The sequence below is a fragment of the Salmonella sp. NW1250 genome, from assembly GCF_051812965.1.
In the GTDB taxonomy this organism is placed as follows: Bacteria; Pseudomonadota; Gammaproteobacteria; order Enterobacterales; family Enterobacteriaceae; genus Salmonella; species Salmonella enterica.
This window is the reverse complement of sequence record NZ_JAMNDD010000002.1, coordinates 114,185-136,657: the sequence shown is the minus strand read 5'-3', so window position 1 is coordinate 136,657 and position 22,473 is coordinate 114,185. Positions and strand designations below refer to the sequence as shown.

Genomic DNA, 22,473 nt, shown 5'->3' with positions numbered 1-22,473 from the left:
CTATTTTATATAAGAATCCAGCACCTTTAATATTACGTCCAAATCTTCTTCACGTCTGGCTTCATCACTCTGATGAACGATATGCTCGGTCAGATGCCCTTTAATCACCTCGCGCATTAAGCCATTTACCGCGCCGCGAATCGCCGCGATCTGTTGTAACACGGCCGCGCATTCATGCGGTTCATCCAGCATTTTTTTTAGCGCTATCACCTGTCCCTGAATCTTGCTGGTTCTGGCTTTAAGCTTTTGTTTGTCCCGGATGGTATGTGACATTGCAACACCTCACTAACATTAACGAATACAAATTATAGCATTACGATGTTACTGGGGGGTAGTATTCCATACTGGGGGGGAGTAGAATGACGCCCCACATAAAACAACTAAGAATCATTCTCATGGGTGAATTTTCGACACTTCTTCAGCAAGGAAACGGCTGGTTCTTCATTCCCAGCGCCATTTTATTAGGTATTTTGCACGGGCTTGAACCAGGGCACTCCAAAACTATGATGGCGGCTTTTATTATTGCCATTAAAGGTACGGTTAAACAGGCCGTCATGCTCGGTCTGGCAGCAACGCTTTCTCATACCGCGATCGTCTGGTTAATCGCTCTGGGTGGGATGTATCTTAGCCGGGCATTCACCGCACAATCAGTGGAACCATGGCTGCAGTTAATTTCTGCGATTATTATTCTGAGCACCGCGTGCTGGATGTTCTGGCGGACATGGCGAGGCGAGCAGCAGTGGCTGGCGGGAAACCACCATCACGACCACCATCACGACCACCATCACGACCACGGCCATGACCATGACCATGACCATGACCATGACCATGACCATGACCATGACCATGACCATCATGGTCACATACATCCGGAAGGCGCAACGTCAAAAGCGTATCAGGATGCCCATGAACGCGCCCATGCTGCCGATATTCAACGCCGTTTTGATGGTCAAACAGTGACTAATGGACAGATCCTACTGTTCGGCCTGACCGGAGGGCTTATCCCCTGTCCGGCTGCGATCACCGTTTTACTGATTTGTATCCAGCTTAAAGCGTTTACGCTGGGCGCCACGATGGTGCTGAGCTTTAGTCTTGGCCTGGCATTAACACTGGTGACGGTAGGCGTTGGCGCGGCGATAAGCGTTCAACAGGCAGCAAAGCGCTGGAGTGGTTTTTCGACGCTTGCCCGGCGGGCGCCCTATTTTTCGAGCATTCTGATTGGTCTGGTCGGCGTGTATATGGGAATTCATGGCTATACCGGGATCATGCAGTAAATATGTAACGCTTCTGCTCAGGCCGTATCATTCACTTCGGGTTTCATTCCAGAAGCGTTTTTACTTATCAAACGGTATGAAAAGCCATACATTCAGCGTCCCGCCTGAATTCTGTATTTTACTCCACTACACCACAGGCAAAACATGCCCCACCGCCACCGGGTGTAGCCGGCGTTTCAGGGTTTCTGGATAGGGTCGCCGGAGGCGGGTTATTGCGGAGCGATAAACGGAGTTCGCTGCAATGATTTACAAAACCGGGTACCAAACAGCAGTTCCCGTAATCGGTTCCGCATTCCCAGCTTCACCAGTAACCGGTATTTGTCCTGCCAGATTTGCTTCTCCTGCGTATTAAGCCTTCCACACAACGCTGACAGCCTTCCCCGTCCACGGTAAACTTCCTGAAGCAAGCGTAACTGGGCCAGGCTCACTCCGCATGCCAGTATCTCCCGGTGCATCAACTGGTCCATATAGTTCATCAACCGCTTCGGATTGTTAAATATCGGTGGCACTTCCAGAAAGCCCGTCACCGGAGCCGGAGATAACAAAAAGGCGTCCAGCTCTCCTGTCCTGCGCAGGCGTGCGCCCCCGGCCCACTGTTCACCCCGCCGCCCCCGGATAAGTATCTCCGCCAGTTCCGGCTCCAGCAGCGCCGGGATGCCGCCGTATACCTTCAGTACCACCCGGTCGCTGAAAAACAGCTCATCGCTGATAATCATAACCGGGTTGTCCGGCAGTATCTGTCTCAGGGAATAGAACAAAAAGAGATGTTCACGGGGACGCAGACACAGTATCAGTATGGCCTCCGGTTTCCGACGTAATTGCTGCAACAGAACAGGCAGCCTGTATGCGGTTTCACAGTTGCAGCCCGGCAGAAATCTCCGGACCAGGTGTGCCACGGCGATCGTCACCGGCCAGCAGTCACCGTAAACGATAATCTGCCGGGCCGGTATCCGGTTATGTTCCGTCATCCTCATCCTCCTTCTTTTTCAGGATCTTTCCCGCATTTCTGTTACTGCACAGCCGGTTCCACAGTTCATTTGCCATCGACCTGTCACCATTACCGACCCGGCGTTTTGATACCGGCGGCGGTCCGGCTTTTTCACGACGCGTGGACGGGGTGGGACTGTCAAGAACCCGGATAACATAAATCTCATAGCGTCGTGCTTTATTGGGCAGGGTCTGGTGACGGCAGATGCTGACCACCCGCGATGTTTTGCTTCGCAGATAGGCAATCAGGTAGCTGGCCCGTCTGGCCGTGATGTGAAACGCCTCTGCTATCTGGTTACGCTGAACCCAGTTCTGCTGCAACAGGCACCAGTGTGCCACGATGATATACAGGGGCTCGCCGGCATACTGGCGGACACTTACCGGAATAAAACAGGCATCATGGTTGGTCTGTCCGGGATAATGAATATCGTTACCTGAAAAAACTATCTTCCCTTTTGATTTATCAGAAGACATGCAAACTCTCCGTTTTTTTAGTGAAAAAGACCGAGAAGAAAAAAATAATCATAAAGATAAATTTATAGCTATTTTTTAATTAACTATCAGGAAATGGTATTTAATCCTGCTAATTGTAAGTAACAATCACTGTCATTGCGGCTGAAAAAGCACCTGTTTTAATTACCGCACCGGGTATAGCTTCGACCTTTGCTTTATACTGTTTTATAATTCTGCCACCGGCACCGTTATCAAGATGGATAGATCCCATATCTGTTTTCACATTAAATTTAACTGGTGTGTTATTATCCACATCCATTACCGACAGTCTGAAACCATTGTTTTCTTGTTTATTATTCTTAAGAATCACGGTGCTGTCAGCATCTGCCAGTGTCAGACCGTTGGTCCTGAACTCTATAGCCAGTGGGGCGACGAACGGGATCTGCGTTCCGACATTCTGTTGTGCTGTAACGGTGAAAGGTACTTCCCTGGGCACCATGGTTTCCTTATATTCCGTATAAAAATGCCCCATTTTGATAGTATTAGAAGGAGAGATAATAACCGTGCCTGAGTTGTCAGGAATAAACCTGAGATTAAACGCAGAAACAGTTAAAGGTCTGAATGAAACAGATGGGGGGCTTACACCATTTGGGTCATAGGGTAATATGTTAATCGTGCTTGATGGTATAGTTATGTTCAAAAAGTTATTCTTAAACGCCTGATACACAAATATACGAAACGTCAGCGTTCCGCTCCGGTTATATGTTTTCTCCGGGTCCATATATTGCCCGAATACTTTTGAGCTGCTCCAGCCAGAAAATCCTGCCTGTATCTCTTTCCATGTAAATGTTACGGAAGCCGACGTCCCTTCCTGAACAGTGATATCCATGCCGAGACCGCTTTTTCTTAGTGCAGTTACTACCTCCCCCATATTGTAAAGATTAAGAGTTGTGTAGTAAGAGGGTCCGTAACTTTTCCATTTTGTATAACAGGTATAACTAATGGGAACGGTAACGCTCTGCAGCTCCTGACCAGTGAAGAATGTTCCACCCTTCAGATTAATATTCTGAATGCCGACATGTCCATTCGCGTCACAATATGACCATTCGATATTTGCCCTCGCAGAATCACAGACAGCAAAGAAAAGAAACACACCTGACAGTATCAGTGATTTCATATTGAATAATCGTCCTGTCATGATGTCGCCCCTGCGTCCTTAAACGCGCAGTTCAGGGCATCGCAGGCGTAGCGGTTCATCTGCAGTCCACCGTAATCATCAATATACCCCACCCACAGCGTCCGGGTTTCTGCCGGCAGAACAGCCTTTAAAGGCAGGCTCCCCAGGGGCGGCACCATCACGCCCTCGCGGAAACCGCTGAGCCTGTGGCTACGGTCTGCTCCCAGCCACGCCACAGTGATGTAGTACGGCGTCGGGTTTCTGAGGGTCAGGTGTCCCGCATTCCGCTCAGCGGTCAGCTTTCTTTCCGGCTGGTCATTGCTGCTTCTGATAATGGCTTTCGGACGGTAAAACAGTTTCAGCTGGCTCTGCATGGCCAGCTGCAGGACGTTGTCGTCTTCCGGCTTCGGGGGAACGCCCCGCACGTTAAACCAGAACAGTGTTTCTCTGTCCTGAGGGAGCTTATCTGTCAGCCCACGAACCTGGGTAATGCGGACCTGGGATTTCTGTCCGGCATCAATACGCTGCAGCGGCGGCAGCGCCATCAGCGCATCGGTTCTCACCCCGTCAGCGTCCGTCACCCAAGACTGCGCCAGAAACGGCGTGGTTTTGTCATCGTTATTCAGCGTGATGGCCACCGTTTTCTGCGGCGCATCCATGATAATACGGGTCCGGTCGACATTGACGGCCGCCGGGCTGCACTGGCTCCATGCTGCCGCCAGCGCGAGTAAAATCACACGGCTTCTTCTGCTGTTTTTCACCTGTTTTCTCCGTTAGTCCTGCTCTGTGACAGGGATATTTTTATCTGCAGGGCAGTAACAGCGGCCCCCGGCTGAGTGTCACCGTTTCCGGCAGGGTGAGTCTGCACTGCACCCGGCCATCCCAGGACACATTCAGGGTCCGGCGGTCTTCCCCGCTGAGGCCTGTCAGGTAGGCCAGACCGTCATCTCCGACCATCCCCGCGGTTCTGCCGCTTTTCCCGGACACTACCAGAGCGCCAAACGGTGGACTGGCGCCATCAGCCAGTCGGATATGACCGAGCACCTGCTCCCCCTGGCTGGCGTCAATCTTCCGGTAGCCCACCGCGCCCTCCGTCAGCACCTGGCTGATGACGGAGCTGCTGACGTCCACGTCCTCCGGCAGGGCGGCCACATCAACCGAAATATCGCTGCGGCGATAGCTGCTGCCGGCGCTCACCACGCCCACCCCGAAGCGGTTGGTCACCCCGCTGTTGCCGTTCACCGGCACACCGGCCACGTCTCCGGTATCTATCATCATGCGAGGCTCATTCCCGGCCATCGACTGGCTGAAGGCGGCGCCGTGGGCGGTGGCGGTCACCGAGCCGTACCAGCTCAGGCCCAGGCTGCGGTACTGTCCGGGCTGCAGGGTGGCGTCCGCTGCCGCCTGACCCCACGGCAGACGGCTCTGCACGCTGCCGCTAAAGCTGCTGTTACTGCCGGTGTCATAGCGGTTATGACCGGCGCTGATGTTCCATGTGGTATCCGGGTTATGGAAATCGCTGTAATTCACAGTCTGCTGCAGGCCGCCCCGGTTATCCTTCTGCACGCTGTAGCTCACCTGGCGGCTGTCGCCCCACGGGATACTGATGGTGGCGTAGACCTGGTTCTGGCTCCCCCCGCCGGTGTACTGGTTACGGGCAAACGACACCGAGGCCGAGAGCCCCTGAAGCTCGCCGAGACTGAACACTTTATTGAAGCTGAGCATGTAGTTATTGTTGGACTGCGCATTCCAGTAATTGAGCCGGCTTACCGAGAGGGCCGCGCTCATGTTGAGTACCGGAACAGACTGGCTATAAGTCACGGTGTAGCTCTGTTTTTCATGCCATGCATCGCCGCCGTCGGTGGCCCGACGCTGCAGGTACTCCGGCATGGACAGAAAATGGCGGTCCGAGAAGCGGTATCCGACGAACGCCAGGGTACTGCCGGTTTTATCAAACGTTTTGGCATAGTTGATACGGTAGCTGTAACCGGACTGCTTCTTCCCATGCGGCAACCGCGCATCTGAGCGGGTGACGTCCGCAGACAGAGCGCCCAGCAGCCCCATATTCTGGCCGATCCCGAGCGCCGCGGACTGGTAGTCGCCGGTGGAGGCAATGAGGCCGCCATACAGCGACGTGTTGTTAAATGCTCCCCAGGTGGCCTCCCCGAGCAGAAAGTCAGGGCTGACCGTGCTGTTGTTATGCGTCCCGCCGTACAGCGGACGTCCGGCGGCCACCTTATAGCGAACCTGTCCCTGGCGTGCCATAAAGGGGACGCTGGCCGTGTTGACCTGCCATGTCCGGACGCTACCGTCGCTTTCCCGGACGCTGACATCCAGGTTGCCGCTGATATTCTGGCTCAGGTCGGGAAGCTCAAAAGGCCCCGGCGACACCCGGGTCTGGTACAGAATGCGGCCATTCTGGCTGACGGTAACCTGTGCATTACTGTTCGCAATGCCGCTGATTTTCGGGGCATACCCCTGAAGAGAGGGCGGTAGCATGCGCTCATCGCTGGCCAAAGTGAGCCCGGCAAAGCGGAAGGAGTCAAAAATAGCGGAGCTGAGGTACGTCTGTCCGAGCGTCAGTTTTGAGCGCAGTGCTGGCAGGGCACGGAACAGATACGTCTGCGGCAGATAAAAATCGGACTGTGATGCGCCCCGCCCACTGTCAAAACGGCTGTACTGATAATCGCTCCGCAACCGCCAGGCGCCGAGATTAAACCCGGCGGTGCCGTAGAGGCTGTAGCTGGTAGAGGTCTCCCCCTGCTGCGGCATATAGCGATTGGCCATCAGGCTGTAATCGAGCAGGCCGGCGGTGACGCCGTCGCTCCAGCGTGAAGGGGGCACCCAGTCCGGGTCCTGATAACGCATCCAGGCCTGGGGGATAATGAAGGTCAGACGCTGATTTTCAGCGCTGTACCGTACCTGACTGTCAGCGGAGCGCAGCTCAAGGCATTGCCCGTCCGGGATACCGGTAACGGGTTTCAGGCCATGAATAATCTTATCCTTAAGACCCAGCATGGCCACCATGTCTGTTGTCACACAGATGACGGCCGCGTCGCGTCCGGCAACCGGTACAACTCTGACCGGATACTGTTCCCGTACCGGCTGGTCATTGAGCCAGATATCGAGAATATAGTTACCGGGCGCCACATACCCCTCGCGGCTGAAGGCCGTGAGATCCACGTTAGACAGGTTCCCGCTGTCCAGCAGGCTGGCATTGAACTCCGTGGCCTGCGACTTCAGGACGGAAAATGTCAGGGTAATCAGAATGGCAAGCCGGGTAATTTTCATGGCATGGCGCTTTCGTGTTGTCGTCCGTGTAACAGACAGCCCGCAGGCATGGTCAGATATAAAAGCCGTCCGAACCCCTCCGTGGACGGCTTCTCCCTGTCGTTATTTACCGCGTAAAATCACAGGTATTTCAGGGTGTAGGTGACGGATGCGTTGAAGTCACCGGGAGTGACGCCATTATCCAGTGCTATTAGTCGGGCAAAGAAGTTGAGTTCGTTGTTTCCGGCCTGCAGTTGCTGAGCGTCGCCATCCGGCATCGGGGTGTTGGGATCGATAATTGTGGCGTTGTCACTCTTCAGTAGCTGGACACCAACATGCTGTGCGATACCGCTGGTGGTGTAAGCCTTTTTGCTGGTATTCGCTGCGCCAGAGAAAGATACGGTTACTTTGGACATTTTCCCTGCGGAGCCAGCTGTGTCCGGGGTATTCGGATCGAAAGCACAGTTCTGTAGATGAATGGTGAACGGTTTTGATTCCGTAGTTGCGTCGGAGGTATTCAGTTTACGGTAAGAAATCTGTCCAAACGGAACGGTGATCGCATCGTCGCCCGGCGCGATATCACAGGGGGAGTTGGTGATGGTGCCAGTGAAGGTAATTTTACCTGAGCCGAACGGGCCTGCTGTTGGTGGATCGACTGCATATACAGAAGCGCCATACATCATACCGGCAGCCGCCATGGCAAGTATTATTTTATTACGCATAGATAATATGTCCTTTGGGTGAATGAGAATTATTTTGCAAAGGCTGAAAACAAATATGAGGGTATTAATGAAAGCGTTCAGAAAAGATTCGTATGAATAATAAACGCCGGGTGTTAAACGAAGCACCTGAACTTTCCATCGAAAAATATTGATTTCAGCTAATGCCTAATCAGTTGTAAGAAAATTCTTATTCAAATTAAAACAATAAAAATAGATCGATACGATCGATGATTATGATCGTAATTTAAGAATAATCATCAAAGAAATACTTTTTAATGTAATTATAAGCAGATGAATACCTAACAGACAGATATTCGCAGCGGACATGAAATATTTTGTAATATGTTATCTGGAATGTATGTTTTGCTTTTCCATTACACTGGATATTTACAAAACATAATACTAATCATATATAACAATGAAATTACTGGTAGCATAAAAAACTGGATATAACGCAAGTAAAAGGCATTTAATTCCAAAACATTAACTTAATAAATCATTATGAACCATCATAAGCGAAAGGAATAAAAAATAATAAATGAAATGATATTCTTCTGTATTTGTGATGGGCATCACAATAGATATAAATGCAGGTACCCTGACATTTCTGAACTTCGCGGATGAAATTTAAAAACAATGCCGACAGCAAAGAACAAACTGGTAATAGCTGTCAGACATAATGCTGCCTGCTGTAATGTATACAGCAGGCTGGGGGATATTAATGCGCGGCGTCGTGCTGCACGGAGTGCGTGGGTGATTCCTGAACTGACTGAGAGGCTACAACTATGCCATCCTGAGCTGATTTCAGTAACAGACCTGCCTGATAGTATTTTCCTTCGTTCATCAAGGAAAGCGCTGTGGTCACATCCTTACGGGTTTGCTGAAGAGGAATGAGTTCCTGATTTTCAATAACACTGACGCCTGCTAGTTTCAGGGCCTCTATAGTCCCTTTTTTATCTCCTTCTTTCATTTTCTGGTTTGCTTTATTAATAGCATCATTTTTCTGGCCCGCAGGGAGATAATCTTCTGCTACCGTAATCGATGAATTTATCCGAATATAGTGGTCTCCTTCAACTGGGGCTTTTTTATCTGATTTGACATACAGATTCCAGTCAGTGCTGTCATCGTTCAGGAGTTTTTCTGCTTGCGCAGCCAGTTGTTCCGCCTTTTGGGTCCGACCATTAAACAACTCGAATCGCGACATTCCGATATCACGCATGGCCTGCCAGGCCTGTCCGGATATCTTGTCATTATTCAGAGTAACGTTATCAGTCATGTTTGTTGCGGCCATAATATTTCCTGAAAACAGGATAACCATCAGCGCAACGCCTGGCATAATATGGCTTTTCATAATCCATCATCTCCACAAAGTAACATTTTTTATCGGATTATCCTATTCAGAACCGGTAACCCACGCCAAGATTAAAGCCGTTGCTATTAAGGCTTCCGCTGTTATGGGTAGCATCAAAATCCGCGCCCTCATAACCCAGAGTTATAGCGACATTACTGACCGGGGTATAAGCCACGCCAGCAGAATAACCATATCCGACCTTACTGTCAGACTCATTTATCCCGTGATCACGCTGATGCAATAATACGGGGCCCACTTGACTATACAGACTTAACTGGTTATTTATTTTCCATGAGGGGCCTGCAAGCAGGGAGTAATAACGGGTTGTTACACGACCATTACTGCTTTCATCGGAATAGCGCTGGCTTCCATTTAGCCAGGCAAATGAGGTTGTCAGCCCCCAGTCCGGTGACATTTCATAGTTGTTTGCCAGCCGAACCCCACGCAACGTCCCGGCGTGATTAGTATGGGACTGGGCGTATCCAAGTGAAAATGTACTGGCATTATCGTCTGCCCATACCGGACTGGCTGCAGCAGACAGCAGAACAATACCGGCACTTCCGGCTAATTGCATTTTGTTCATCTTCTTCTCTCCGGTTATTTTTACCTGATGCCTTACTGGCATGTATTAAGTTAAAATCTTTCCGTGATAACAAACTATAAATAAATCTTTTAAATTATGAGCGCTGTTACGCCAGCAAATACCTTTATCTCCGGCTGTCGGGAGGCTATTCACAGAAATATATCCAGGCCAGAAACAGTATTTAATAATAAATAAACTGAAAAATAAAAACTGACAAAAATAGAAGTTCACTGATATATACCCAAAATAATTCGAGTTGCTTAAAGGCGGCAAGGGAGTGAGTCCCCAGGAGCATAGATAACTATGTGACTGGGGTGAGCGACAAATCTGCCGGGAGCAGATTTGAACGTCGCGTGCGACGGCCCGTCAGGGCGAGGCCCATGGATGGACTGAGTAATCCGTAGCCAACACATAAGCCACTTGAAGTATGAAGGGTATATAACGGGAAAGAAGGCATATCGGCCTGGTAAATCAACGTCTGTGACTTAGTTGCAGGAAACGGCTATGGTGAGGGGGGGCGGCAGTTATCGGGCAGTAACGGCATTGTTCAGTGAGTATCCAGGAAAAAAAAGAAGGGAGCGGTACTCCCTTCGTAAACATGTCAGAATACGACATTTTGGTACTCTTTTATTTATTATCTGGCCGTAAAAGTTATGCTGTTGGCAGATATCTCCAGTCAACATAAAAAAATACCACCAGCTAAAAATGTGATGCAAACCACCATTAAGCAGCTAACCAAATTGACTGTGCCACTAAATCCGGAAAAGAGTTTGAATCCGGGGATAACATCTGATGCAGAAATTAGCACCAGTCTTCGATTCGGATACCCGGAATGCGTTCAAACTCGCGGAGATTGTTTGTGACAACGACCAGTCCGCGGCTACGGGCATGGCCAGCAATCATCTGGTCATAAGGCCCGACAGGTGTTCCCTTGCGGGCCAGTTCGGCACGGATTTGACCGGTATGTATCGCCAGCCTGAAGGGGCATGTTGGCTTTGACGATCAGGCAAAAAACAACGGCGAATAAAGTCGTATGATGATCTTCACATTTATCATCATCAGCGTTCATATTACTCAACCTGTAATCAACCTCTGGCGTTTTTCTGTATCCATCACAACCATTTCCGGTAAAGGTAAAAAAGGGATTTGAACCTTTCCGGAGATGATAATGAAGGTAAATGTCGGCGCATCTGACGGCCTGTGCCGTCCCTGGCACAGAAAAATATCAGACCAGCATGGACAGCGTTACGGCAGAAAAAGTAAGCCGGATTATCCAGTCGGATGTCATTCCTTATAAAGGCGAAAACCATGGAGAAGTTATTAGCCGCGTATCGTCTGCTTTTCTCGGAACACCTTATCAGGCGGATACGCTCATCGGTGGGCCTGGAACCCCCGAAGTCCTTGTAGCGAATTTCAACGGCGTGGACTGCTTTACCCTGGCTGATTACGTTGAGGCCCTGGCCCGCAGCGATAATCAGAAATCGTTTCTGCATAATCTTGCCAGGACTCGCTACGCCGCGGGCAAAGTTGCTTATCTCAGCCGCCGGCACTTCTTCTCTGACTGGTTCGCCGCAGCACCGCGTAATGCACGGGATGTAACGCCGGATATCAGCCCTGATTATATCGTTGTTGACAAGCAGCTTAACCATAAACCTGATGGCGGCGAGTACATTCCTGGTCTGGGCATCCATCCTCGTAAAATAAATTATATTCCCGGAAGAGCCATCAACCAGCAGGTCATGAACCACCTAAAAAATGGGGACTATATCGGTGTCTACTCCCCGCTTGACGGGCTTGACGTTTCACATGTGGGTATCGTAGTTCGCCATGATGAACAGGTGTGGTTCAGGAACGCCTCCTCATTGGCCGCAAACAGAAAAGTGGTGGACACACCGTTTATGGAATACATGCATTCCAGACCGGGCATCGTTGTGCTGCGGGCTGAATGATAAAGTCATTACCGGAGTCGCCAGCTGATAATAGCCGTCCGACATAGGTATTGAAACCCTGTGTACTGTGGGGCCGACAGGAAAAATTGCTGTAAATTCGTGGATTTAGTAAATACTAGAAGATATTTGTCTGGAGCGGGCGAAGGGAATCGAACCCTCGTATAGAGCTTGGGAAGCTCTCGTTCTACCATTGAACTACGCCCGCTTTGAGATGCGTAAGGCATTATAAACCTTACGCTCTGGTTGGCAAGAGACTTACTGGCTGACTGGCGATTAATTCGCCGTCAGCACTTCGGTTTACTCCCCTGCGGCGGCAGATAACGCAGCGGATCGATGGCCGTCGCCCGGTAGCGAATCTGGAAGTGTAGTCTTACGGATGCGGCATCCGTGCTGCCCATCGTAGCGATTTTTTGCCCCGCTTTAACGCTTTGTCCATTATTAACCAGCATGGTGTCATTATGAGCGTAAGCCGTAATGTAATCTTCATTGTGCTTAATCATGATGAGATTGCCGTAACCGCGCAGCTGGTTCCCGACATAGACAACTTTACCCGCTCCCGCCGCATAAACAGGCGTTCCGCGCGCGCCCGCAATATCGATCCCCTTATTTCCGCCCTCCGCGGTGGAATAAGGTAAAATCACTTTACCGTTAGCAGGCCATACCCAACAACGCTGCCCCACCGGCGGCCAGGAGGATTTTGGCACCGAAGATGACGGTCTGACCGCAGCAGTTTTTGTTGCTGTTTTATTGCTGGTTTTGCGTGTTGAACTGCTACTCTTTGCGCTGCCGCGCACTTTAATTCGCTGCCCCACCTCAATAGTATAAGGCGGAGAAATGCCATTCAGTCGGGCCAGTTCTTTCACGCTGGTTCCCGTAGCGCGCGATATACGATACAACGTATCGCCGCGCTTAACGGTATAGACGGAGCCGGAATACGTTCCTGAGCCGGAATTACTGGAACACCCCGCCAGCAGCAGCCCTGTGCATAACAGCACCGCAATACCCAGGCTATTTTTGTTCAGGCGTCCTGCGCTCAAAACCATTCCTCACTCTATTGACAGACGCCTTATGATAGCAGCCAAATGCCGTATGCCCAATCCATTGACGCCGGAAAGGGTCCGCGCGGATGATGATGCCGCGAATATCCGATATGCCAGCATAATATCGACTCACGGCACAATGGTGCTCGTCTGCGTTCTGTCAGGGCCTGTTTTGGTAATGCCTTTCTTTCTGTTATGCGCTACGCTGATCGTCTGAGTATATGGCCTGGCCATGCTGCCGGGTCATTTTAATTTTCAGGAGCTTTCATGACTGAGGAACATGTCGTTTTATTGGATGAGCAGGATAAGCCTTCCGGCACACTGGAAAAGTATGCGGCTCATACGCTTAATACGCCTTTGCATCTGGCTTTCTCCTGCTGGCTATTTAACGAAGATGGCCAGTTGCTGGTAACACGACGGTCGCTGAGCAAGAAAGCCTGGCCAGGCGTGTGGACGAATTCGGTTTGCGGTCATCCGCAACAAGGCGAAACCACCGAAGAGGCGATCATCCGCCGTTGTCGGTTCGAACTCGGCGTGGAAATTACCGATCTCACCCCCGTCTATCCGCACTTCAGCTATCGGGCGACAGATCCAAACGGTATTGTGGAAAATGAAGTCTGTCCGGTATTTGCCGCGCGGACAACCAGTATGTTACAGGTTAACAGCGAAGAGGTGATGGACTATCAGTGGAGCGAATTTAAAAGCGTATGGAAAAGCCTTCTCGCTACGCCGTGGGCATTTAGCCCGTGGATGGTCATGCAAGCGTCAGACGAACAAGCGCGTGAACGACTGCTCAATTACTGCCAGCGTTAAAGATTGCCTGATGGCGCTACGCCTGAACGAAGAGATGCCGGATGGCGGCTAATGCCCCATCCGGCAATTTACATCTTATTTCACCGGACGCATCGCCGGGAACAGAATAACGTCGCGGATCGTGTGGCTGTTAGTAAACAGCATCACCATACGGTCGATACCAATTCCCAGACCCGCTGTCGGCGGTAAACCGTGTTCCAGCGCCGTCACGTAGTCTTCGTCGTAGAACATGGCTTCGTCGTCGCCCGCCGCTTTTGCATTAACCTGATCCAGGAAACGCTGCGCCTGGTCTTCCGCATCGTTCAACTCGCTAAAGCCATTGCCGATTTCACGACCGCCGATAAAGAACTCGAAGCGGTCAGTGATTTCCGGGTTCACATCATTACGACGCGCCAGCGGAGACACTTCAGCCGGATATTCGGTGATGAAGGTCGGCTGAATCAGATGCGCTTCAGCGACTTCGTCAAAGATCTCGGTGACGATACGGCCCAGCCCCCAGCTTTTCTCGACGTGAATGCCGATGCTTTCAGCAATCGCCTTCGCGGAATCGAAGTTGTCCAGATCAGCCATATCCGTTTCCGGGCGATATTTCTTGATCGCTTCACGCATGGTCAGTTTTTCGAACGGCTTACCGAAGTCAAACACTTCATCACCGTACGGAACCTGGGTGGTGCCCAGAACATCCTGCGCCAGCGTACGGAACAGAGACTCCGTCAGCTCGATCAGGTCTTTGTAGTCCGCATACGCCATATAGAGTTCCATCATGGTGAACTCAGGATTATGGCGCACGGAGATGCCTTCGTTACGGAAGTTACGGTTAATTTCGAATACGCGTTCGAAGCCGCCAACCACCAGACGCTTGAGGTACAGTTCCGGCGCGATACGCAGGTACATGTCCAGATCCAGCGCGTTGTGATGGGTGATAAACGGACGGGCAGACGCGCCGCCTGGGATCACCTGCATCATCGGGGTTTCGACTTCCATAAAGCCGCGAGCAACCATAAACTGGCGAATACCGGCCAGGATCTTCGAACGGGTTTTGAAGGTGTTACGGGATTCATCGTTAGAGATGAGATCCAGATAACGCTGGCGATAGCGCGCTTCCTGGTCCTGCAGGCCGTGGAATTTATCCGGCAACGGACGCAGCGCTTTCGTCAGCAGGCGCAGTTCGGTGCAGTGGATAGACAGCTCGCCGGTTTTGGTTTTGAACAGCTTACCTTTCGCGCCGAGGATATCGCCAAGATCCCACTTCTTGAACTGCTCGTTGTAAACGCCTTCCGGCAGATCATCGCGCGCCACATACAGCTGAATGCGGCCGCCTACGTCTTGCAGGGTAACAAAAGAGGCTTTACCCATAATACGGCGAGTCATCATACGGCCCGCGACGGACACTTCAATATTCAGCGCTTCCAGTTCTTCAGCTTCTTTCGCGTCAAACTCTGCGTGCAGTTGGTCTGAGGTACGGTCACGACGGAAATCGTTCGGGAACGGGATACCCTGCTCACGCAGTGCAGCCAGCTTCTCGCGACGTGCCTTCATTTCATTGTTGAGATCGACTACCTCGTCAGCGCCCTGTGCGTTTTGTTCAGACATGTTGATTCCTCATAGCCCTGCTTTCAAACTTGCTTCGATAAATTGATCCAGACTACCGTCCAGTACCGCCTGTGTATTGCGGGTTTCCACCCCAGTACGCAGGTCTTTAATGCGGGAATCGTCCAGGACATAGGAACGAATCTGGCTTCCCCAGCCGATATCAGACTTAGTGTCTTCCATCGCCTGTTTTTCAGCGTTCTTTTTCTGCATCTCCAGTTCATAAAGCTTCGCTTTCATCTGCTTCATGGCCTGGTCTTTGTTTTTGTGCTGCGAACGGTCGTTCTGGCACTGCGTCACGATCCCGGTGGGAATATGGGTGATACGCACTGCGGATTCCGTACGGTTAACGTGCTGACCGCCTGCGCCAGACGCGCGATAGACGTCGATACGCAGATCCGCCGGGTTAATGTCGATATCGATATCGTCGTCCACTTCCGGATACACAAACGCGGAGCTAAACGAGGTATGACGGCGACCGCCGGAGTCGAACGGACTTTTACGCACCAGACGATGTACGCCGGTTTCAGTGCGCAGCCAGCCATAGGCATATTCGCCGGAGATTTTGATAGTCGCGGACTTAATGCCGGCGACTTCCCCTTCCGACTCTTCAATGACTTCCGTCTTGAAGCCGCGCGCTTCCGCCCAACGCAGATACATACGCAGCAACATGCTGGCCCAGTCCTGCGCTTCAGTACCACCGGAACCGGCCTGAATATCGAGATAGCAATCGGCGCTATCGTACTCGCCGGAGAACATCCGGCGGAATTCCAACTGCGCCAGCTTCTCTTCCAGCGTATTCAGTTCCGCGACGGCTTCGTTAAACGTCTCTTCGTCGTCAGCTTCTACCGCCAGTTCCAGCAGCCCGGAAACGTCGTCCAGCCCCTGAGTCATTTGATCAAGCGTATCGACGATCGCTTCGAGCGATGAACGCTCTTTTCCCAGCGCCTGCGCGCGCTCAGGTTCGTTCCAGACATCCGGCTGTTCCAGCTCGGCGTTTACTTCTTCCAGACGCTCTTTCTTAGCATCGTAGTCAAAGATACCCCCTAAGAACGTTGGTGCGTTCCGTGAGGTCCTGAATGCGGTTATTCACCGGGTTAATTTCAAACATGGTCTGATTTCTTTTATTTGACTTGTCAAAATGCGGTTATAAGGGCGAAATATTAGCGGATTTCGCCCCTTAATTACAGCGAAAGTGTTGTTAAATCGCCCCGATCATAGCGGCCAAATATCATCGATAATAATCTGTAAACTACGGTTGCCGCGAAACTCGTTAATGTCCAGTTTATAAGCCAGTTCTACCTCCCGCACGCCGTTATCCGGCCAACAGGTCGTATCAATATTAAATGCGATGCCATCCAACAGCGGTCCGCCGCCGACAGGCTCCACCATCACCTTGAGGTGGCGCTCGCCCACCAGACGCTGCTGTAGCAGACGGAAACGACCATCGAATAACGGTTCCGGGAACATTTGCCCCCACGGTCCGGCATCCCGCAACAGTTGCGCCACTTCCATAGACATCTCCGCCGCGCTTAATGGACCATCGGAGATCACCTCGCCTTGCAACAGGGCAGGATCGAGCCATTCCGTCACCAGCTCGCCAAAACGTTGCTGAAACTGCTCGAATTTATGCTCTTCCAGCGACAATCCCGCCGCCATCGCATGACCGCCGAACTTGATCATCAGATCAGGGTAAAGCGTATCCAGCCTTTCCAGCGCATCGCGCATATGCAACCCCTGAATCGAACGGCCTGAGCCTTTTAGCGTGCCATCGCCCGCAGGTGCAAAGGCGATCACCGGGCGGTGAAAACGCTCTTTAATGCGCGACGCCAGAATTCCGACCACGCCCTGATGCCATTCAGGATGATACATCGCCAGACCGCCCGGAAGCGTTTCACTACTGCGCTCAAGCTTTTCGCACAGGATAAGCGCTTCCGCCTGCATCCCCTGCTCTATTTCTTTGCGCGTCTGGTTAAGCGCATCCAGCTCGCTGGCCAGAACACGCGCTTCGCCGAGGTTATCGCACAACAGTAACGCCACGCCAACGGACATATCATCCAGCCTGCCGGCGGCATTCAGGCGAGGCCCCAACGCGAAGCCTAAATCACTGGCGGCAAGCTGCTGCGGATCGCGATTCGATATCTCCAGCAACGCTTTAATTCCCGGACGGCATTTCCCGGCACGAATACGACTTAGCCCTTGCCAGGTCAGAATACGGTTGTTAGCGTCCAGCGGCACAACGTCTGCTACCGTACCCAACGCCACTAAATCCAGCAGCTCCGCCAGATTCGGCGGCGCGATGTTGCGCTCGTCGAACCATCCTTTGTCGCGCAAAAATGTTCGCAACGCCAGCATCAGGTAAAACGCCACGCCGACGCCCGCCAGCGACTTAGACGGGAATTCGCAGTCGCGCAGATTGGGATTAATAATCGCTTCGGCCTCCGGCAACGTGTCGCCAGGCAGGTGGTGATCGGTCACGATCACCGGAATCCCCAACGTCTTTGCATGCGCTACGCCGGCGTGGGATGAAATGCCGTTGTCTACGGTGACGATAAGCTGCGCGCCGCGCGCCTTCGCCTGATCGACCACTTCCGGGCTTAAACCGTAGCCGTCCTCAAAGCGATTAGGCACCAAATAACTGATGTTGTCACATCCCAACGCACGCATTCCCAATACGCTTAGCGCAGTACTGGTCGCGCCGTCGGCGTCAAAATCGCCAACAACAATAATGCGGGTACCTTCGCGAAAGGCGTTGTAGAGGATCTCCACCGCGTTATCTATGCCGCTAAGCTGTTGCCAGGGCAGCATTCCTTTCACGCTGCGCTCCAGTTCGCGGGCGCTACGAACGCCCCGGCTGGCATATAAACGTCGTAGTAATGGAGGAAGATCGGCGGGGAGTTCCGCCGTCTCATCAGCCTCGCGCCGACGAAGTTGTCTCTGTTGTTTCACGCGTATTATTTACCACTGGTCTGTTTTTGATGCTCATCAAGAAACGCTTTCATCTCTTTCGGTCCCTGATAGCCAGGCACCACATAGCCGTTACTCAATACAATGGCTGGCGTACCGCTAACGCCCAACTGCACGCCCAACGCATAATGATCAGCAATGTTCACGTCACAGCTTGCCGGTTTCACGCCCTTACCTGCCATGGCGTCATCAAACGCTTTGTTTTTGTCTTTGGCGCACCAGATAGATTTCATATCCTGCTCCGCCTGGCTTTCCAGCCCCTGGCGCGGAAAAGCCAGATAACGTACCGTGATCCCCAGCGCGTTATAATCTTTCATCTCTTCATGTAGCTTATGACAATAGCCGCAGGTGATATCGGTAAAAACAGTAATGACATGTTTCTCATCCGGCGCTTTATAGACGATCATCTCTTTTTCCAGCGCATTTAGCTGGCTCATCAGCAGTTTGTTCGTCACGTTTACCGGATGCGCGCCGCTCACGTCATACATCGGCCCTTGAATAATATGTTTGCCGTCATCAGTGACGTACAGTACGCCGCTGTGAGTGAGGACGGTTTTCATCCCTGCCACTGGCGAGGCCTGAATTTCCGTACTCTGAACGCCCAGCTTAGCCAGCGACTGACGGATAGCCGCATCATCCGCATGGGCCACGCCTGAAAACGCCGCCGCCAGTAAAGTGAACATCATAAAACGCTTTTTCATAAACTATCCTTTCCTGTCAGCACTCATGCCCGCGGATGGTGCTGTTGATGAAGTTGACGCAAACGCTCCGTTGCGACATGCGTATAAATTTGTGTCGTCGAAAGATCGCTATGCCCAAGTAGCATTTGTACAACGCGCAAGTCGGCGCCGTGATTCAGCAAATGCGTGGCGAAAGCGTGACGTAAAACATGCGGCGATAGTTTTTCGCTATCGATTCCAGCCAGTACCGCATAATGTTTAATACGGTGCCAGAAGGTCTGCCGCGTCATCTGCTGCGCACGCTGGCTGGGGAACAATACGTCAATCGATACGCCATTGAGTAACCAGGGACGCCCATGCTCCAGATACGTTTCCAGCCAATATACCGCCTCTTCGCCTAACGGCACCAACCGCTCTTTATTGCCTTTACCGATAACCCGCACCACGCCCTGCCGCAGACTGATATCGCTCATTGTCAGCCCCACCAGTTCCGACACGCGCAAACCGGTGGCATACAGCACTTCCAACATAGCTTTATCGCGCAACTCCAAAGGTTGATCAATAAGCGGCGCCTGCAAGAGCCGTTCAACCTGCGCCTCGCTAAGGTCTTTCGGTAAACGCTGCGGAAGCTTAGGCGAGGCCAACTGCGCGCTCGGATCATCCTCACGATACTTTTCACGGTACAGATGCTGGAAAAAGCGCCGCATAGCACTTAACAGGCGTGCGGAGCTGGTCGCTTTGTATCCGCCCTCCACCCGTTCAGCCAGCAGCGTTTGTAAATCATCAGCCTGCACCGTCGCAAGCGTTTTTCCGCGATGATGCAACCACGCAACGACCATCGATAAATCGCGACGATACGCGCTTAATGTATTTTCCGCCAGATTTCGTTCCAGCCACAGGGCATCCAGAAACTGCTCAATACGCGCTAAATCCTGTTCCATTCGCGCTCCCTACTTCACGCTGACTTTGGGTGCATTATGCCTCATTGTGCCGTGAATGCAGCGATTCTGTTACACTACCCGCAACGCTATAGCAGAATCGAGATGTAACGTAATGAACATGGGTCTTTTTTACGGTTCCAGCACGTGCTACACCGAGATGGCCGCAGAGAAAATTCGCGATATCCTCGGCCCGGAGCTGGTGACATTACATAACCTTAAGGATGACGCCCCCGCCTTAATGGAGCAGTACGACGTGCTCATTTTAGGCATCCCCACCTGGGATTTTGGCGAAATTCAGGAGGACTGGGAAGCCGTCTGGGAGCAACTGGACGATCTCAATCTGGAAGGCAAAATCGTTGCGCTTTACGGTATGGGCGACCAGCTCGGCTACGGTGAGTGGTTCCTGGATGCGCTGGGTATGTTGCATGACAAACTTGCCCTCAAAGGCGTTAAATTTGTCGGCTACTGGCCCACAGAAGGCTACGAATTTACCAGCAATAAACCGGTCATTGCGGATGGGCAACTGTTTGTCGGCCTGGCGCTGGATGAAACGAACCAGTACGATCTCAGCGATGAGCGTATACAGACCTGGTGTGAACAAATTCTCGGCGAAATGGCCGAACACTACGCCTGAAGCCTTACTCGCTGTATTTCCCTCTTGACGGAACCGCGTTTGCGCCGTTCCGTCAGTGTTGGCCTGATATCGGCTGCTGTAACAGTATCCGACGCAACTCACGCCATTCCGCTTCTTCCATGCTATCCGCCGCCAGCCATAAATGCTGATGACGCCCAGACTCTGCGCGTAAACGCAACACCATCCCGCTCTTCAGTAACCAGGGCGGACGCAAGAGCGTCCAGTCCTGCCCCTGCCAGCGTAAGCGCCCGTCCATGAGTAACTTGATCTCTCCCTGGCAGGTATTAATCCTGCGCTGGCTACGTACACAGTCAAACACGACCAGCGACAGTAGCATCATCCATAACGGGGTATAACTCAGCGGCCAGGGCATCAATAAAATCACCGCGGCAACCAGCCCATGAATGAGCAATGAGATCCACTGAGCGCGCCATGAGACGCGTAAATCAGATTGCCACAGGACCACGTTCCCGATTCCGTGTCTGAATGAGTCGGACCATCTGTTCCAGTTCAGCGTCAGCCGGTTTACCGTGATTCATCAACCAGTTAAATAAATCCGGGTCATCACTCTGCAACAAACGGACAAAAATACGCTTTTCTTCATCACTTAAACTATCGTACTCATGTTCAAAAAACGGCATGATGGAAATATCAAGTTCGCGCATACCGCGACGACATGCCCAGTGAATACGTGCTTTATTGTGAATATCCATGTTCTTCCTGCCTCGCGAAAATGAAGTACCGGGCTATTGTAACGTGTTTTTGGCGTTGTTTTACGGGAATCTCAGTAATCTGGAACGCGATCGCGAAATAAAAGGCTGGGAATCAATACGTTCATCCGTTTTGGATACCGCCTCGCAAAACGATCAATCCGCTCTCAATGGGCTATTTAAAGCACTTGCAATGACCGATGGCTCTTTTACCATTAACCATTATTGTTGCAGCTAACCAGGACATTATTTATGGCTTTTATCTCCTTTCCGCCACGTCATCCTTCATCGTCAGCCCGCCTGCCGCTGACGCTGATCGCGCTTGACGACTGGGCGCTGTCGTCCATCACCGGCGTAGACAGTGAAAAGTATATTCAGGGCCAGGTCACCGCTGACGTAAGCCAGATGACTGAACAGCAACACCTTCTCGCCGCCCACTGCGATGCTAAAGGTAAGATGTGGAGCACTCTGCGCCTGTTCCGTGAGCGCGACGGTTTCGCCTGGATTGAACGCCGTAGCGTGCGTGAAGCGCAATTAACGGAGCTGAAAAAGTACGCCGTATTTTCCAAAGTGGTCATCGCGCCAGATGACGAACGCGTATTGCTTGGCGTGGCAGGTTTTCAGGCCCGCGCGGCGCTGGCTAATGTCTTTAGCGAACTGCCCAATAGTGAAAATCAGGTGGTCAGAGACGGCGCCTCCACGCTGCTATGGTTTGAACATCCTGCGGAACGATTCCTGCTTGTCACTGATGTCGCGACGGCCAACATGTTAACGGAGAAGTTGCATGGCGAAGCCGAACTGAATAACAGTCAACAGTGGCTGGCATTGGATATTGAAGCAGGCATTCCGGTGATTGACGCGGCGAACAGCGGTCAGTTTATCCCCCAGGCGACTAACCTACAGGCGCTGGGCGGCATCAGCTTCAAGAAAGGCTGCTACACCGGGCAAGAGATGGTCGCACGGGCAAAATTCCGCGGCGCCAATAAACGCGCGCTTTGGTTGCTGGCGGGCAAAGCCAGCCGGGTACCGGAAGCAGGAGAAGATCTGGAGCTACAGATGGGCGAGAACTGGCGTCGTACCGGCGCTATTCTGGCGGCGGCACAGTTGGACGATGGTCAGTTACTGGTTCAGGCCGTCATGAATAACGATTTAGAAGCCGAAAGCGTCTTCCGCGTTCGCGACGATGCCAACACCCTGCATATCGTCCCGCTGCCTTACTCGCTGGAAGAATGATATCACGTTAAAAGCCGGATAGCCTGATAGCGCAACGCCATCAGGCTCGCACGTGCTGCTCTCGTAGGCCGGATAAGGTACGACAGCGCCGCCATCCGG

At 52.0% G+C, this 22,473-nt stretch carries 22 protein-coding genes, 1 tRNA gene and 1 pseudogene; 5 read left to right on the top strand and 19 right to left on the bottom strand.

Going from position 1 to position 22,473, the window contains the following annotated elements:
• Positions 1 to 273 (bottom strand): Ni(II)/Co(II)-binding transcriptional repressor RcnR, encoded by a 273-nt coding sequence (gene rcnR / locus NBA72_RS03960; RefSeq protein WP_000019953.1) that lies wholly within the window; start codon positions 271 to 273, stop codon positions 1 to 3.
• Positions 274 to 395: 122 nt separating this feature from the next.
• On the opposite strand from rcnR, the gene NBA72_RS03955 reads away from it, so the two are divergent.
• Complete coding sequence (locus NBA72_RS03955; RefSeq protein ID WP_079984776.1) at positions 396 to 1,274, top strand: nickel/cobalt efflux protein RcnA; 879 nt, start codon at positions 396 to 398, stop codon at positions 1,272 to 1,274.
• 209 nt (positions 1,275 to 1,483) lie between these two features.
• On the opposite strand, the gene NBA72_RS03950 is transcribed toward NBA72_RS03955, so the two are convergent.
• The 9 genes and pseudogenes from NBA72_RS03950 to vapC form a co-directional block, all read right to left on the bottom strand.
• Complete coding sequence (locus NBA72_RS03950; RefSeq protein WP_042948811.1) at positions 1,484 to 2,242, bottom strand: transcriptional regulator; 759 nt, start codon at positions 2,240 to 2,242, stop codon at positions 1,484 to 1,486.
• Positions 2,229 to 2,735: a CaiF/GrlA family transcriptional regulator gene (locus NBA72_RS03945; protein ID WP_000093333.1), complete on the bottom strand. Its 507-nt coding sequence runs from the start codon at positions 2,733 to 2,735 to the stop codon at positions 2,229 to 2,231. The genes NBA72_RS03950 and NBA72_RS03945 overlap by 14 nt, the downstream gene beginning before the upstream one ends.
• 109 nt (positions 2,736 to 2,844) lie before the next feature.
• Entirely contained in the window at positions 2,845 to 3,912 is a 1,068-nt protein-coding gene (locus tag NBA72_RS03940) for a fimbrial protein (RefSeq protein WP_023218754.1), read from the bottom strand.
• Complete coding sequence (stdC, locus tag NBA72_RS03935) at positions 3,909 to 4,652, bottom strand: fimbrial biogenesis chaperone StdC (RefSeq protein ID WP_000798491.1); 744 nt, start codon at positions 4,650 to 4,652, stop codon at positions 3,909 to 3,911. Before stdC ends, NBA72_RS03940 begins: the two co-directional genes overlap by 4 nt.
• 40 nt (positions 4,653 to 4,692) lie before the next feature.
• Complete coding sequence (stdB, locus tag NBA72_RS03930; RefSeq protein ID WP_042948807.1) at positions 4,693 to 7,182, bottom strand: fimbrial outer membrane usher protein StdB; 2,490 nt, start codon at positions 7,180 to 7,182, stop codon at positions 4,693 to 4,695.
• A 119-nt stretch (positions 7,183 to 7,301) separates the two neighbouring features.
• Complete coding sequence (locus tag NBA72_RS03925) at positions 7,302 to 7,883, bottom strand: fimbrial protein (protein ID WP_023207155.1); 582 nt, start codon at positions 7,881 to 7,883, stop codon at positions 7,302 to 7,304.
• Between the two features lie 718 nt (positions 7,884 to 8,601).
• Complete coding sequence (locus NBA72_RS03920) at positions 8,602 to 9,234, bottom strand: YfdX family protein (RefSeq protein ID WP_042948806.1); 633 nt, start codon at positions 9,232 to 9,234, stop codon at positions 8,602 to 8,604.
• Between the two features lie 46 nt (positions 9,235 to 9,280).
• Positions 9,281 to 9,817 carry an STM3031 family outer membrane protein gene (locus NBA72_RS03915; RefSeq protein ID WP_439004981.1) on the bottom strand — a complete coding sequence of 179 codons (537 nt, stop codon included), beginning with the start codon at positions 9,815 to 9,817 and terminating at the stop codon, positions 9,281 to 9,283.
• Between the two features lie 801 nt (positions 9,818 to 10,618).
• Positions 10,619 to 10,789 (bottom strand): annotated as a pseudogene (vapC, locus tag NBA72_RS03910) (tRNA(fMet)-specific endonuclease VapC); the annotation flags it as partial.
• A gap of 206 nt (positions 10,790 to 10,995) precedes the next feature.
• Here vapC and NBA72_RS03905 point away from each other — a divergent pair.
• On the top strand, positions 10,996 to 11,766 hold the full coding sequence (locus NBA72_RS03905; RefSeq protein WP_001650610.1) for a DUF1460 domain-containing protein: 771 nt from the start codon (positions 10,996 to 10,998) through the stop codon (positions 11,764 to 11,766).
• Positions 11,767 to 11,897: 131 nt separating this feature from the next.
• Here NBA72_RS03905 and NBA72_RS03900 read toward each other — a convergent pair.
• Both NBA72_RS03900 and actS read right to left on the bottom strand, forming a co-directional pair.
• Positions 11,898 to 11,971: transfer RNA gene (locus NBA72_RS03900), tRNA-Gly, on the bottom strand.
• 79 nt (positions 11,972 to 12,050) lie between these two features.
• Positions 12,051 to 12,809, bottom strand: a complete 759-nt coding sequence (actS, locus tag NBA72_RS03895; protein WP_000244328.1) for an amidase activator ActS — start codon at positions 12,807 to 12,809, stop codon at positions 12,051 to 12,053.
• 264 nt (positions 12,810 to 13,073) lie between these two features.
• On the opposite strand from actS, the gene idi reads away from it, so the two are divergent.
• Positions 13,074 to 13,619, top strand: a complete 546-nt coding sequence (gene idi, locus NBA72_RS03890; protein WP_000133999.1) for an isopentenyl-diphosphate Delta-isomerase — start codon at positions 13,074 to 13,076, stop codon at positions 13,617 to 13,619.
• Between the two features lie 75 nt (positions 13,620 to 13,694).
• Here idi and lysS read toward each other — a convergent pair whose 3' ends face one another.
• The 5 genes from lysS to xerD all read right to left on the bottom strand — a co-directional run bounded on the left by lysS (position 13,695) and on the right by xerD (position 19,797).
• Positions 13,695 to 15,212 (bottom strand): lysine--tRNA ligase, encoded by a 1,518-nt coding sequence (lysS, locus tag NBA72_RS03885; protein WP_000003339.1) that lies wholly within the window; start codon positions 15,210 to 15,212, stop codon positions 13,695 to 13,697.
• A 9-nt stretch (positions 15,213 to 15,221) separates the two neighbouring features.
• Positions 15,222 to 16,320, bottom strand: a protein-coding gene (gene prfB, locus NBA72_RS03880; RefSeq protein ID WP_010989230.1) for a peptide chain release factor 2 whose coding sequence is annotated in 2 segments (ribosomal slippage) — positions 15,222 to 16,244 and positions 16,246 to 16,320 — 1,098 coding nt in all. Because the reading frame shifts where the segments join, the coding sequence is not laid out codon by codon here.
• A gap of 104 nt (positions 16,321 to 16,424) precedes the next feature.
• On the bottom strand, positions 16,425 to 18,158 hold the full coding sequence (gene recJ / locus NBA72_RS03875) for a single-stranded-DNA-specific exonuclease RecJ (RefSeq protein WP_023181521.1): 1,734 nt from the start codon (positions 18,156 to 18,158) through the stop codon (positions 16,425 to 16,427).
• A gap of 5 nt (positions 18,159 to 18,163) precedes the next feature.
• Positions 18,164 to 18,877, bottom strand: coding sequence for a bifunctional protein-disulfide isomerase/oxidoreductase DsbC (dsbC, locus tag NBA72_RS03870; protein WP_000745614.1), 714 nt, complete (start codon positions 18,875 to 18,877; stop codon positions 18,164 to 18,166).
• A 23-nt stretch (positions 18,878 to 18,900) separates the two neighbouring features.
• Positions 18,901 to 19,797, bottom strand: a complete 897-nt coding sequence (gene xerD, locus NBA72_RS03865; protein WP_001582281.1) for a site-specific tyrosine recombinase XerD — start codon at positions 19,795 to 19,797, stop codon at positions 18,901 to 18,903.
• A gap of 112 nt (positions 19,798 to 19,909) precedes the next feature.
• On the opposite strand from xerD, the gene fldB reads away from it, so the two are divergent.
• Positions 19,910 to 20,431 (top strand): flavodoxin FldB, encoded by a 522-nt coding sequence (fldB, locus tag NBA72_RS03860; RefSeq protein ID WP_001055885.1) that lies wholly within the window; start codon positions 19,910 to 19,912, stop codon positions 20,429 to 20,431.
• A 52-nt stretch (positions 20,432 to 20,483) separates the two neighbouring features.
• Here fldB and NBA72_RS03855 read toward each other — a convergent pair whose 3' ends face one another.
• Positions 20,484 to 20,897 (bottom strand): protein YgfX, encoded by a 414-nt coding sequence (locus tag NBA72_RS03855; RefSeq protein ID WP_001727955.1) that lies wholly within the window; start codon positions 20,895 to 20,897, stop codon positions 20,484 to 20,486.
• Positions 20,878 to 21,144: an FAD assembly factor SdhE gene (sdhE, locus tag NBA72_RS03850; protein ID WP_000351186.1), complete on the bottom strand. Its 267-nt coding sequence runs from the start codon at positions 21,142 to 21,144 to the stop codon at positions 20,878 to 20,880. The genes NBA72_RS03855 and sdhE overlap by 20 nt, the downstream gene beginning before the upstream one ends.
• Before the next feature lie 249 nt (positions 21,145 to 21,393).
• Between sdhE and ygfZ the strand changes: the two genes are divergently transcribed.
• On the top strand, positions 21,394 to 22,374 hold the full coding sequence (gene ygfZ, locus NBA72_RS03845) for a tRNA-modifying protein YgfZ (protein WP_000874169.1): 981 nt from the start codon (positions 21,394 to 21,396) through the stop codon (positions 22,372 to 22,374).
• Positions 22,375 to 22,473 lie beyond the last annotated feature (99 nt).

Excerpts from the sequence above, each read along its gene's own strand:
- rcnR (WP_000019953.1), bottom strand. The coding sequence starts at position 273 with ATGTCACATACCATCCGGGACAAACAAAAGCTTAAAGCCAGAACCAGC.
- NBA72_RS03955 (WP_079984776.1), top strand. The coding sequence starts at position 396 with ATGGGTGAATTTTCGACACTTCTTCAGCAAGGAAACGGCTGGTTCTTC.
- NBA72_RS03950 (WP_042948811.1), bottom strand. The coding sequence starts at position 2,242 with ATGACGGAACATAACCGGATACCGGCCCGGCAGATTATCGTTTACGGT.
- NBA72_RS03945 (WP_000093333.1), bottom strand. The coding sequence starts at position 2,735 with ATGTCTTCTGATAAATCAAAAGGGAAGATAGTTTTTTCAGGTAACGAT.
- NBA72_RS03940 (WP_023218754.1), bottom strand. The coding sequence starts at position 3,912 with ATGACAGGACGATTATTCAATATGAAATCACTGATACTGTCAGGTGTG.
- stdB (WP_042948807.1), bottom strand. The coding sequence starts at position 7,182 with ATGAAAATTACCCGGCTTGCCATTCTGATTACCCTGACATTTTCCGTC.
- NBA72_RS03925 (WP_023207155.1), bottom strand. The coding sequence starts at position 7,883 with ATGCGTAATAAAATAATACTTGCCATGGCGGCTGCCGGTATGATGTAT.
- NBA72_RS03920 (WP_042948806.1), bottom strand. The coding sequence starts at position 9,234 with ATGAAAAGCCATATTATGCCAGGCGTTGCGCTGATGGTTATCCTGTTT.
- NBA72_RS03915 (WP_439004981.1), bottom strand. The coding sequence starts at position 9,817 with ATGAACAAAATGCAATTAGCCGGAAGTGCCGGTATTGTTCTGCTGTCT.
- NBA72_RS03905 (WP_001650610.1), top strand. The coding sequence starts at position 10,996 with ATGTCGGCGCATCTGACGGCCTGTGCCGTCCCTGGCACAGAAAAATAT.
- actS (WP_000244328.1), bottom strand. The coding sequence starts at position 12,809 with ATGGTTTTGAGCGCAGGACGCCTGAACAAAAATAGCCTGGGTATTGCG.
- idi (WP_000133999.1), top strand. The coding sequence starts at position 13,074 with ATGACTGAGGAACATGTCGTTTTATTGGATGAGCAGGATAAGCCTTCC.
- lysS (WP_000003339.1), bottom strand. The coding sequence starts at position 15,212 with ATGTCTGAACAAAACGCACAGGGCGCTGACGAGGTAGTCGATCTCAAC.
- dsbC (WP_000745614.1), bottom strand. The coding sequence starts at position 18,877 with ATGAAAAAGCGTTTTATGATGTTCACTTTACTGGCGGCGGCGTTTTCA.
- xerD (WP_001582281.1), bottom strand. The coding sequence starts at position 19,797 with ATGGAACAGGATTTAGCGCGTATTGAGCAGTTTCTGGATGCCCTGTGG.
- fldB (WP_001055885.1), top strand. The coding sequence starts at position 19,910 with ATGAACATGGGTCTTTTTTACGGTTCCAGCACGTGCTACACCGAGATG.
- sdhE (WP_000351186.1), bottom strand. The coding sequence starts at position 21,144 with ATGGATATTCACAATAAAGCACGTATTCACTGGGCATGTCGTCGCGGT.
- ygfZ (WP_000874169.1), top strand. The coding sequence starts at position 21,394 with ATGGCTTTTATCTCCTTTCCGCCACGTCATCCTTCATCGTCAGCCCGC.